This window comes from Rhodovulum sp. HP10 (assembly GCF_047553435.1).
In the GTDB taxonomy this organism is placed as follows: Bacteria; Pseudomonadota; Alphaproteobacteria; order Rhodobacterales; family Rhodobacteraceae; genus Rhodovulum.
Window position 1 is genome coordinate 2,210,207 of the sequence record NZ_CP180201.1, and the last position, 11,971, is coordinate 2,222,177.

9 protein-coding genes and 1 pseudogene are annotated in these 11,971 nt (G+C 67.7%); all 10 read left to right on the plus strand.

The genetic code is table 11. The features are described from left to right. The first annotated feature begins 174 nt into the window (after positions 1 to 174). A complete protein-coding gene (locus tag ACK8CO_RS10390) occupies positions 175 to 1,548 on the plus strand; it encodes a mechanosensitive ion channel family protein (protein WP_414896573.1) in 1,374 nt (457 codons plus the stop codon). Positions 1,549 to 1,551: 3 nt separating this feature from the next. Next, complete coding sequence (locus ACK8CO_RS10395; protein ID WP_414896574.1) at positions 1,552 to 2,142, plus strand: SOUL family heme-binding protein; 591 nt, start codon at positions 1,552 to 1,554, stop codon at positions 2,140 to 2,142. 157 nt (positions 2,143 to 2,299) lie between these two features. After that, complete coding sequence (gene rsfS / locus ACK8CO_RS10400; protein ID WP_080617717.1) at positions 2,300 to 2,668, plus strand: ribosome silencing factor; 369 nt, start codon at positions 2,300 to 2,302, stop codon at positions 2,666 to 2,668. Next, a complete protein-coding gene (rlmH, locus tag ACK8CO_RS10405; protein ID WP_080618097.1) occupies positions 2,668 to 3,138 on the plus strand; it encodes a 23S rRNA (pseudouridine(1915)-N(3))-methyltransferase RlmH in 471 nt (156 codons plus the stop codon). The genes rsfS and rlmH overlap by 1 nt, the downstream gene beginning before the upstream one ends. Before the next feature lie 168 nt (positions 3,139 to 3,306). After that, positions 3,307 to 4,827, plus strand: a complete 1,521-nt coding sequence (gene gpmI / locus ACK8CO_RS10410; protein WP_414896575.1) for a 2,3-bisphosphoglycerate-independent phosphoglycerate mutase — start codon at positions 3,307 to 3,309, stop codon at positions 4,825 to 4,827. Positions 4,828 to 4,856: 29 nt separating this feature from the next. Beyond that, a complete protein-coding gene (locus tag ACK8CO_RS10415) occupies positions 4,857 to 5,993 on the plus strand; it encodes a murein hydrolase activator EnvC family protein (RefSeq protein ID WP_414899015.1) in 1,137 nt (378 codons plus the stop codon). 15 nt (positions 5,994 to 6,008) lie between these two features. Next, the gene (locus ACK8CO_RS10420) at positions 6,009 to 7,358 is read left to right on the plus strand and encodes a S41 family peptidase (protein WP_080618096.1); all 1,350 of its coding nucleotides are present in this window, start codon (positions 6,009 to 6,011) and stop codon (positions 7,356 to 7,358) included. Positions 7,359 to 7,402: 44 nt separating this feature from the next. Then, positions 7,403 to 7,906, plus strand: coding sequence for an RNA pyrophosphohydrolase (locus ACK8CO_RS10425; RefSeq protein WP_414896576.1), 504 nt, complete (start codon positions 7,403 to 7,405; stop codon positions 7,904 to 7,906). 1,503 nt (positions 7,907 to 9,409) lie between these two features. After that, positions 9,410 to 10,867: a mannitol dehydrogenase family protein gene (locus tag ACK8CO_RS10430; RefSeq protein WP_414896577.1), complete on the plus strand. Its 1,458-nt coding sequence runs from the start codon at positions 9,410 to 9,412 to the stop codon at positions 10,865 to 10,867. Positions 10,868 to 11,021: 154 nt separating this feature from the next. Continuing rightward, positions 11,022 to 11,234: pseudogene (locus tag ACK8CO_RS10435) on the plus strand (hypothetical protein); the annotation flags it as partial. Positions 11,235 to 11,971 lie beyond the last annotated feature (737 nt).

Below are 11,971 nucleotides of genomic sequence, written 5' to 3' on the forward strand. Positions count from 1 at the left end.
CTTTGCGACGCCGTGCGGGCATGTCGTGATGCCGAAGGGCGACAAGGGCACTATCCCGACGGGGCCCGGTCGCCTGCGATCCCTGTGCCGCCTCGAACTCCACGCCTGAGAGCCGTTGCGGGAAGCCTTTGGCTTTCTGTCCTCCTGACCTAAGCTAGGACAAAAGGAGGCCCGATGGAGAGCGATCCCTCCCCGATCCTGCAGGAATTGCAGATGCTGGCCGAGCAGGCCCGGGGCTTCGGACAGAGCCTAACCCGCCCGGGCTGGCGGATGTATCAGATCGGCATCCTGCTGGGGCTTTTCGTAGTGGCGCAGCTGGGGACCTGGGCGTTTTACGGGCGGCTATATGGCTGGCTCCGGGCGCGCGAGGGCTGGCCGATCTGGCGTTTCCGTACCGCGCTGATCCTGCTGCGTCGGCTGCGGATCATCCTTCTGGTATGTCTGGCCTGGATCACGGTCTGGGCCATGCGCGAGCTGACATGGCCCTCGCGCAGCTATCTGGTGGCCATCAGTGCGACGCTGGCCACGGCCTGGCTTTTCGTCGGTCTGGCCGCGCGGCTGGTGCGCAACCCCTTCCTGCGGCGGCTCGTGACCTGGGGGCTCTGGGTCTATGTCACGCTTTACGTCATCGGCCTGGACGACGAGGCGGCGGCGCTGCTCGATTCGCTCCGGCTCGGCATGGGCGATCTGCACATTTCGGCGCTGACCCTGATCAGGGCCGCTGTGGTGACCGGCGTGCTCTTCACCGGCGCCCGCCTGATCGCCACCACCTCGGCCGCACGCATCCGGCGCGATGACGACATCTCGCCCTCGATGCGGGTTCTGATCGTCAAGATCCTGCAGATGAGCCTTTACGGCGCCGCGGTCTTCCTCGGGCTCAAGCTGGCCGGGTTCGACCTGACCGGCCTCGCCGTGCTGTCGGGCGCCATCGGCGTCGGGCTCGGCTTCGGCTTGCAGAAAGTGGTCTCGAACCTTGTCTCGGGCGTCATCATCCTGCTCGACAAGTCGATCAAGCCCGGCGACGTGATCTCGCTTGGCGACACCTTCGGCTGGATCAACGCGCTTGGTGCGCGCTATGTCTCGGTCGTCACCCGCGAGGGCAAGGAATACCTCATTCCGAACGAGGATCTGATCACCAGCCAGGTGGTCAACTGGTCCCATTCCAACGAATTCGTCCGGCTCGACATCTTCTTCGGCACCTCCTATGGCGACGACCCGCATCTGGTGCGCAGGCTGGCCATCGAGGCCGCCGCCGGCGTCGACCGGGTGCTGGCCGAGCGCCCGCCGGTCTGCCATGTGGTGGGCTTCGGCGACAGCTCGGTCGATTTCATCCTGCGATTCTGGATCGTCGATCCGAGCGAGGGCCTGACCAATGTGCGCGGCGCGGTGTTCCTCGCGCTCTGGGATGCGTTCAAGGCCAATGGCGTCACCATTCCCTTCCCGCAGCGCGAGGTGACGGTCCTGCCCGGCAGCCGACTTGCCGCAGAGCCTTTGCCCGACACCGTTTCCGACCAGTCTCTGTCGTCGAAATCATCGAAGGAGTCCTGACCGATGCGCCTTTCCGTCCTTCTGGCCGGGCTTGTCCTGGCCACTGCGTTATCCGGGGGCCTTGCCCGCGCCGAGACCTATCGCGGCTACCCGGAAGTTCCCTATACCGCCGAGCGCCTTTCCGGCGCGCTCGAGCTGCGCCATTACCCTGCGCGCACCATTGCCGAAGTGGTCGTCGACGGCACGCGATTTGCCGCCATCAATCGCGGCTTCAGCGAATTGGCGCATTATATCTTCGGCGAGAATGCCGCAGGCGAGAAGATCGCCATGACCGTTCCGGTTGGCCAGACCCGTACCGATCTGGGCTGGGCGATCCGCTTCACCATGCCCGAAGGCTCTGTTCCCGAAACCCTGCCCGAACCCGCGAAAACCTGGGTCAGGCTGCGTCGGCTGCCGCCCGAAACCCTTCTGGTGACGCGTTTTTCCGGCCGCGCCACGGCCGGGAAGCTGAATGCCGCCGGGCGCGAGCTGGTGGCCGAGGCCAGGGCGCGGGGGCTGCGCCTGAGCGGCGCCGCACGGCTGATGTTCTACGACGATCCCTTCACCATGCCCTGGAACCGCCGCAACGAGGTCGCCTATCTCGTGGCGCGATAACGCCGTCCGGCTGCCGTGCGCATTGAGATTTTAACCGCCCGATGCTAAATAGGACTCATGCCCAGCGCCGGGGCACCGACGGCGCGCCACGTAGGAGGACAATGTCCTGTCTCACAATCTTGAGGTGGCCTTTGACGGGGCCGCAGCAAACGCAGCCATGAGCGCGCTGCTTCCGGATGTGTCGAGCGAAGAGCTCCTCGAACGCATTCTCGCTTCTCTCGACGACGACAAGGCCGAAGACGTGGTCCGGATCGACCTGCGCGGCAAGTCCAGCGTGGCCGATTACATGGTCATCTGTTCGGGCCGCTCGACCCGCCAGGTCTCTGCCATCGCGCAAAAACTGAAGGACCGGCTTAAGGAAGAGCTGGGCCGCAGCTGCAAGATCGAGGGCGAGGATCAGGGCGACTGGGTGCTGGTCGATATCGGCGACGTGATCGTGCATGTCTTCCGCCCCGAGGTCCGCGAGTTCTACCAGCTCGAGAAAATGTGGATGCCCGCCGCGGCAATGGCCCCCGCCCGGGCCTGATGCGGGTTCATGTCTGCGCCGTGGGGCGTCTGCGCAAGGGCCCCGAGCGCGACCTGATCGAGGATTACACCGCCCGCTTCGACCGGACCGGCCGGGGCCTTGGCCTCGGCCCGCTGAGCTTTGCCGAGGTCGAGGACCGCAAGGGCGGCGGCGCTGCTGCCGAGGCCGCGCTCCTGAGCCGCGCCGTGCCACAGGGCGCGGCGGTTTGCGCCCTCGACGAGCGCGGCCAGACCCTCGGCTCGCCCGATCTCGCGGCGCTGCTCGCGCGCTGGCGCGATGCCGGGCGCGGCGATGCGGCCTTCGTGATCGGCGGCGCCGACGGGCTCGATCCGGCGCTGGTCGCCCGGGCGGATGCGGTGCTGTCCTTCGGCCCGATGGTCTGGCCCCATATGCTGGCCCGGACCATGCTGAGCGAACAGCTCTACCGCGCTGCCACCATCCTCGCCGGCCTGCCCTATCATCGCGCCTGAGCGTCTTCCCGGCCCGGATCCCCCTGAAACCGCAGCCGAAAGGCGCCACCTTCGGAAGATGAACCGCCCGGGGTCGCCGGTCCTGTGGCGCCCTGGCATCGAAGCCCGCTGTTGTTCTCTCGCCCCGTGCCTTTTAGAAGGGGCGCAACCGCAGAAGGGCCCCTTGCCATGACCACACCGAAACCCGTCGTTCTTTGCATCCTAGACGGCTGGGGCATCGGCCCCACCCATGACGACAATGCCCCGCTTCTGGCCGAGACGCCGAATTTCGACCGGCTGATGCAGATCTGCCCGCATGCCGTCCTGACGACTTTCGGTCCGGATGTCGGCCTGCCTACCGGGCAGATGGGCAATTCCGAGGTCGGACATACCAATATCGGCGCCGGCAGGGTGGTGGCGATGGATCTGGGCCAGATCGACCTGTCGATTGAGGATGGCAGCTTCTTCGCCCGGCCCGCCCTCACCGAGTTCATCGACAAGATGAAGGCCTCGGGCGGCACCGCGCATCTGATAGGTCTGGTCTCCGATGGTGGCGTGCATGGCCATATCGCGCATATCCTCGCGGCCGCCCGCTGCATCGCCGAGGCCGGGGTTCCGGTCGCGATCCACGCCCTGACCGATGGCCGTGACGTGCCGCCGCAATCGGCCGACCGTTTCATCCCCGAGCTTGCCGGGGGCCTGCCCGAGGGCGCCCGCATCGCCACCGTGATCGGGCGTTATTACGCCATGGACCGCGACAATCGCTGGGAGCGGGTGAAGCTGGCCTATCACGCCATGGCCAACGGGCTCGGCGAAGAGGTGGCCAGTGCCGCAGAGGCGGTGCAGAAGGCCTATGACCGGGGCGAAACCGACGAGTTCATCCACCCCTCGGTGGTTGCCGGCCATGAGGGAATGAAGGATGGCGACGGGCTGTTCTGCCTCAATTTCCGCGCCGACCGCGCCCGCGAGATCCTGCGCGCCTTCGTCCAGCCCGATTTCGACAATTTCGACACCGGCACCCGGCCGGATTTCGCGGCGGCGCTGGGGATGGTCGAATATTCGGTCGAGCATAACGCCTGGATGTCCACGGTCTTTCCCAAGCGCAAGATCGTCAACACGCTCGGCGAATGGGTGGCAAAGCAGGGGCTCAGGCAGTTTCGCCTCGCCGAGACCGAGAAATACCCGCATGTCACCTTCTTCCTGAATGGCGGCAAGGAAGCGGCCGAGACCGGCGAAGACCGCTTCATGCCCTCGAGCCCCAAGGTCGCGACCTACGACCTGGCGCCCGAAATGTCGGCCGAAGCGGTCGCCGACAACCTGGTCGAGGCGATCGAGGCGCGCTACGATCTGATCGTGGTCAATTTCGCCAATCCAGACATGGTCGGCCATACCGGCATTCTCGCCGCGGCGATGAAGGCCTGCGAGGTGGTCGACAAGGGGCTTGGCCGGGCACTTGCCGCGCTTGAGGAGGTCGGGGGCGCCATGATCGTCACCGCCGATCACGGCAATTGCGAGACGATGATCGACCCGGCCACCGGCGGTCCGCATACCGCCCATACGCTGAACCCGGTGCCGGTGATCCTGTTCGGAGGTCCGGAAGGGGCGCGGCTGCGCGACGGCCGGCTCGCCGATCTGGCCCCGACCGTGCTTCAGCTCATGGATCTGCCGAAACCGCCCGAGATGACGGGCGAGACCCTGATCGAGCGGTGAGACGGGCGGGCGGTCCGGGGCGTGCCCTTCTGATCGCCGGGGCCGTGCTGGCCATGCTTTCCGGCCCGTTCGGGTTTGCCCCGGCTCTGGCCGCCAGCGCCGATCCGGCCGAGACCGCCCGCGAGGCCGCCGGCGCCCTTCGCGACGCGACGGAACGGCTGCGGGCTGCGGGTGGCGCCCGGGACCGGGTCGCGGCCCTGACCGAAACCGTCCGTGCCTATGAGGAGGGGCTGGCCGCGCTGCGCGAGGGGCTGCGGCGTGCGGCCCTGCGCGAGCAGACCATCGCCGCCGTGCTCGATGCCCGGCGCGAGGAGATCGCCCGGCTGGTCGGCGTGCTCGCCGGGCTCGAACGCAATCCCGAGGCTCTGGTCCTCTTGCATCCGACCGGGCCGCTCGGCGCGGCGCGGGCGGGCATGATGCTGGGCGAGGTGACCCCGGCGCTGCAGGCCGAGGCCGAGGCGTTGCGGCGCCAGCTGGACGAGATCGCGCTGATCCGCGCCCTGCAGGAAAGCGCGGCCGAGGATCTGGCGGCGGGGCTTGCAGGGGTGCAGACCGCGCGCACCGAGCTCAGCCAGGCCATCGCCGACCGCCGCGACCTGCCGCAGCGCTTTGCCGCCGATCCCGGGCGGCTGGCCCATCTCGCGCTGAGCAGCGAGACGCTCGATGGCTTTGCCGAAGGGCTGGCCGAAGTCGGGGGGATGGCGCCCGAAGGCAGCGCGCGCCCGGGCTTCGAGGCCTTGCGCGGGAGCCTGCCCCTGCCGGTCGAGGGCACCCTGCTGCGCGGCTTCGATGAGGCCGACGCGGCGGGTGTGCCGCGCCCCGGACTGGTGCTGGCGACCCGGCCGCTGGCGCTGGTGACGACGCCCGTCGCGGCCACGATCCGCTATCGCGGACCGCTGCTCGACTACGGAAATGTGATGGTTCTGGAACCCGCCGAGGGATATCTGCTGGTGCTTGCCGGAATGGCGCAGGTCTATGGTGGCGAGGGCCAGGTCCTGCCCGGCGGCGCGCCGGTCGGGCTCATGGGCGGCGCCGATCCCAACAGGGCGGCGTTTCTGGACGCGGCGGCAGAAGGCGGTGGCAATGACCGGCCGGAAACGCTTTATATGGAATTGAGACAGGGCGGCAGCCCCGTGGACCCGGCGCCGTGGTTCGCGCGACAGTAAGGATTGAGGATGCCGATGAAGAAATTCGTGGTTGCCGCACTGGGCGGCGTGGTTGCCGGAACGCTCGTCGCCACGCAGGTGGCCGGCCCGCTTCTGGCCGATGAGGCCAAGTCGAACGGCTCGGTCTATGAACAGCTCGATCTCTTCGGCGATGTGTTCGAGCGGATCCGCTCGCAATATGTCGAGGAGGTCGACTCGACCAAGCTGATCGAAGCCGCGATCAACGGCATGCTGACCTCGCTCGATCCGCATTCGAGCTATCTGCCGCCGAAGGATTTCGACGACATGCAGGTGCAGACCCGCGGCGAATTCGGCGGCCTCGGGATCGAGGTCACCCAAGAGGACGGTTTCGTCAAGGTCGTCTCTCCGATCGACGGCACCCCGGCCGAGGAGGCGGGCATCGAGTCGGGCGATTTCATCACCCATGTGAACGGCGAGAGCGTGCTCGGGCTGACGCTGGACGACGCGGTCGAGAAGATGCGCGGCCCGGTCGGCAGCGAGATCGTCATCACCGTGGTCCGCAAGGGCGCCGACGAGCCCTTCGATGTCACCATCACCCGCGACACCATCAAGCTGACCGCGGTGCGGTCGCGGGTCGAGGGCGACACCGTCGTGCTGCGCGTCACCACCTTCAACGACCAGACCTATTCGAATCTCGAGAAAGAGTGGACCAAGTCGGTCGACGAGCTTGGCGGGATCGAGAATGTCGACGGCGTCGTGCTCGATCTGCGCAACAATCCCGGTGGGTTGCTGCCGCAGGCGATCAAGGTGTCGGATGCTTTCCTCGATGCGGGCGAGATCGTCTCGACCCGGGGGCGCGATCCGCAGGACAGCGACCGCTACAATGCCACCAAGGGCGATCTGACCGGCGGGCTGCCGATGGTGGTCCTGATCAATGGCGGCTCGGCCTCTGCCTCGGAAATCGTGGCGGGTGCGCTGAAGGACCATCGCCGCGCCATCGTCGTCGGCACCCGCAGCTTCGGCAAGGGCTCGGTCCAGACCGTGATCCCGATGAAGGGCGAGGGCGCGATGCGGCTGACCACGGCACGCTACTACACCCCCTCGGGCCGGTCGATTCAGGCGCTGGGCGTCGCCCCCGACATCGTGGTGGAACAGCCCCGGCGTGACCCGGCCGCCGCCGAGAAGACCGAGGATCAGCCCTCGTCGGCGCTGCACATGCGCTCCGAGGCCGATCTGCGCGGGGCGCTCGACAATGACAGCATGACCGAGGACGAGCGCAAGCAGGCCGAGGACGAGCTGGCCAAGGCCGAGGCTGCGGCGAAGCTGCGCGAAGAGGATTACCAGCTGGCCTATGCGGTCGACATCCTCAAGGGCCTCGCGGCGCTCGACCCCGAACACAAGTGACAGGAAGGGAGGGGGCCGGGTCGCACCGGCCCCGAAGGTATCGGATGACTCGCGAAGAGATCGAGAAACTGCCCTATCGCCCCGGCGTGGGGATCATGCTTGTGAATGGCGCGGGCCGGGTCTTCGTCGGCCAGCGCAAGGACTGGGCCGAACCGGCCTGGCAGATGCCACAGGGCGGGATCGACAAGGGCGAAGAGCCCGAAGAGGCGCTGTTGCGCGAGCTTTGGGAAGAGACCGGGGTGACCGCCGATCAGGTCGAGATCCTGGCCCGCACCGCCGACTGGATCGAGTACGACCTGCCGCCCGAGCTTCTGGGCAAGGTCTGGAAGGGAAGATATCGCGGCCAGAGGCAGCTCTGGTATCTGCTGCGCTTCCTCGGGGCCGACGATCAGGTGAACATCGCGACCGAGCATCCCGAATTCGAGGCCTGGACCTGGATCGACGCCGAGGCGCTGGTCGATCATATCGTGCCCTTCAAGCGCGCGCTCTATGAACGCGTGGTGGCCGAGCTCGCGCCGCGCATTCCAACGCAGGAAGGGGCCGCCTGAGGCGTTTCCGGCTGATCCGGGGCACATGCGGGGATGGGCCTCGCCCGCGCGCCTTCAGGCGTTGATGTCAAAGCCGGTGCAAGGCCGTCCTCCGATCCTCGAAAAGGCGACGGATCGCTCCGGGGGGGGCTCCTCGGGGCGCTTTCATTCAGCCGGCACGGGACGCCCCGGTGCCCCTCTCGAGGGACGAAGGGGCCTTCAGGCTTTAGATCTCTCGGCCGGATGTGTCGCGACCGGCCTGTCTGGCCGCCCGCGGGCCGCGCTAATCGCCTCTCGAGGCGGGGCCGACGGACGGTTCGGGGCGCCGGTCCGACGGCCGCCAACTGCTTGTCTCCGCGGTTCGAGCCGCGCACCAGGCGCTGGAATGGGGGCAAGGCCCATGGAACAGCTCTGTACGGCAGACCGGCGCAGCCATGAGCGCCGATCACAAGCTTCAACCGCAGCTCCGAGCCGGGCATTCGCGAGAGAGCCGGGTGGGACAGGGATCCGCCGGATCCTTGCAGGGCCAGACCCGAAGACCATCGTGAAAGCACGCCGGTCGTGGGCGCGCTCCAGTGAACAGGGTCGCATCATCCGGACGTCCGGGCCGGACAGAGCTGCCGTCGCTCCGATCCACCGGATGCCGGGCCCGTCCGCAGTTTCCTTCCGCAGGCAGCCCGGAAAGAAGGTTAAGCGGGCAGGTCGAGGTCAACGTCATCTCCATACACATGAGCAATTGTGTCGGCGTAGACGTCAGCCGCCGTGACGGGCACCAGACAGCCTCTCCAACGCTGATATCTTCCCTGAATCGCTGCGACAGCTTGCGGGCGCCTCATGGCCTTCATCAGATCTGTCACCGCCCCTATGCCGCCCGGTGTTCCGGCGCCTTCGCATCATTCGCCGACCTCGCTGGGCAGCAGCCCATTCATGGGCATTGTCCCATTGCACGGCGCTGGGTCCACAACTCCATGTCACGAAGTGCCCATCCCTTCATATGCAAAAGGCGCCGGAGCATCCGTCCCGGCGCCTCAATCAGCGTCTGTCAGAGATCACCACAAGGGCACCGGGTGACAGGTTTCACCCCTGATACCACTCGCGCAGACCTATGCTTTCGTTCGTGAATTCATGAGCTTACTCTGACCGAGACCCGCACCGGCCGGCAGGCGCTGCCCTTGGAGCCGCCACTCGGCGAAGGCGCCGCGGGCGAAGCGGGCGCCGGCGGCGGAACCATCGCTGCCGTCACCGGTATTGAGCGCGGGGGAAAGGTGATATACTAGAATGTCAGTTGCAACGGGGCTCGCATCCACCGCAGTCGTGTCCGACATCGCAGATGGCGGAGCGAGGACCCGGACGGTTTCAGGGAGTATTTCATGGCGCCGTGCAACCCCGGCAAGTTCTTTGCGCGCGATCCCGGCGCCCGGAAGATCGTTTCCGAGATCGCAGCCGAACCCGAGACCACCCCCGAACCGTCGATTTTCCCTGTTTCTCCGCATCGCGGCGGTCGTGGCGCGGAGCTGAATGCAGATGGAGGCAGGCTTGTCCGCTGACCGAATGACCCGTACCGCGAAGGCTCCCGATCCCGGCATCGTCCATCTTGGCCTCGGTGCCTTCTTCCGCGCGCATGGCGCGATCTATACCGAAGAGGCCATGGCCCGCTCGGGCGGCGCCTGGGGCATCATCGGCGTCTCGCTGAAATCGCCCGGCACGCGCGACGCGCTGGCACCGCAGGGCTGCGCCTATACCGCGCTCGAACTGGGCGCCGAGGGGGCCATCGCCCGCCAGGTCGAGATCATCCGCGAGGTGCTGGTCGCGCCCGAGGATCCGCAGGCGGTGCTCGAGGCGATGGCCGATCCGGCGATCCGCATCGTCACGCTCACCATCACCGAGAAGGGCTATTGCCACGACCCGGCGACCGGGGCGCTGAACCTCGACCATCCCGACATCGTGCACGATCTGGGCGCGGCCCATCCGCTCTCGGCGCCGGGCTATCTGGTGCGGGCGCTGCAGCTTCGCCGCGACCGGGGCCTCCGGCCCTTCACCGTTCTGACCTGCGACAACCTCCCCGAGAACGGCCGCCTGGTGCGGGGCGTGGTGCTGGCGCTCGCCGCGCGGATCGATCCCGCGCTTGCCGACTGGATCGGCAACGAGGGCCGCTTCCCCGCCACCATGGTCGACCGGATCGTGCCCGCCACCAGCGCCGAGGACATCGCCCGGGTCGAAGCCCTGACCGGATACCACGACGCCGCCCCGGTGATGCACGAGCCGTTCCGGCAATGGGCGATCGAGGATGATTTCGTCGATGATGCGCGGCCCGACTGGGGCGCGGTCGGCGCCGAGCTGGTGGCCGATGTCACCCCCTACGAACACATGAAGCTGAGGATGCTGAACGGCGCGCATTCGGCGCTGGCCTATCTGGGCTATCTGGCCGGGTACGAGACCATCTCGGACAGCGTGGCCGATCCGGCGCTGGGAGGCTTCGTGCGCCATCTCTGGGCCAAGGAGATCACTCCGTCGCTGACCCCGCCGCCCGGCGTCTCGCTGTCGGCCTATGCCGAGGCGCTGGCCGCGCGCTTCGCCAACCCCGCGATCCGTCACCGCACCTGGCAGATCGCCATGGATGGCAGCCAGAAGCTGCCCCAGCGCATCCTTGCCACCCTGTCTGACAATCTCGTCGAGGGCCGCGCGAGCCCCGGGCTGATCCTGACCGTCGCGGCCTGGATGCGCTATGTCGGCGGCATCGACGAGGCGGGCCAGCCCATCGATGTGCGCGACCCGCTGGCCGAGCGGCTGCGCGTGCTGAGCGACGGCGCCGACACGCCCGAAGGCAAGGTCGAGGCGCTGCTCTCGGTCCGCGAGGTCTTCCCGCAGGCGCTGTCCCTGACCCTCAAGCGCCAGCTTGCCGAGGCCTATTCCCGGCTTCTGAGCGAGGGCGCGCGGGTGGCGGCCAGCGCCGCTTGTGCCGAAACGGCAGAGGCGGACTGACAGGGCGGGGGGCCAGCGGCCGTGCCGGCCCCCGAATGCCCGCCGCATCTAGATTGTTCCGTCGCCTGATCGGGGTTGCCAAAGATCCGGAGCGCGCAGGCCCGCCCGCCTGCGCGTCAGGGCTGCGCCCGGCCCCGGACAGGAGGACCCGCAGATGACCGACTTCTTCCACGGTATCGACAAGATCGCCCATGAAGGCCCCGACAGCCCCAATCCGCTGGCTTTCCGCCATTACGATCCCGACGCGCTGGTGCTGGGCAAGCGGATGGAGGATCATCTGCGCTTTGCCGGGGCCTATTGGCACAGTCTCTCCTGCGCGCGCCGCCGTCATCCGTTCATCGCGAGGGCTTGGTGGGGGGGCGTTCCGCTCCGGCGACCCCGTCCCGGCGCCTCCCCTGCGATGCGCCGCCGCGCGATGGCGGACGGCGTGATGCCCGACATGATGGGCAAGCTGTGATGATGGGCAAGCGGCGCCGCGAGCTGGCCCGGATACTCAGTGCCACTGACTTGCGGCTCCGGCCCCAGATCCCGATCAGCGGCCATCTTGCCAGGGCGTCCCGCCTCTCTGACCATTGGGGCGACCGGGGCTGCCGGTGATGTCGTCGCCCGGCGCTCTCCGCGAACCTGTTCGGGGTCGACAGCGGGGGCCGGCCCGAACCGGGCTCTGGCCATATCGGAGGTCATGGCCGGAAGAGGGCGGCTGCCGCGGAAGCGATGGCTGACAAAAAGCGCTTCGGGCATCTGTCCTCGCGGGCGTTTTGGTCACGGGGGGGCCTGCCGGGGTTGCTGGGCGTCTTCTCTTGCCTTTCGACGCGGCCCGAAACCCGTTGGCATTATCGCCCCGATCTGCGATCACCCGGTCGACAGAGGCCGGAGCCCCCGAGATCGCGCACACGTAGCGCTGGTCGTTGAGCAGAGCGGGACAGGATCGTCGCTCGGGCCAATCGCGGTCCGAAACATGGGGCTGCGAAGGCGCGCGCCCGAGCAGATGCTTCGGGATCTTCCATGTGGTGCGCCGATGGCCTTCCTGACGAGACGGTCGGTGGCAAATCGGCCGGTGTGGTCGAAGATCGCGAAGAGCTTCGCCATGGCGCTGGCAACTGT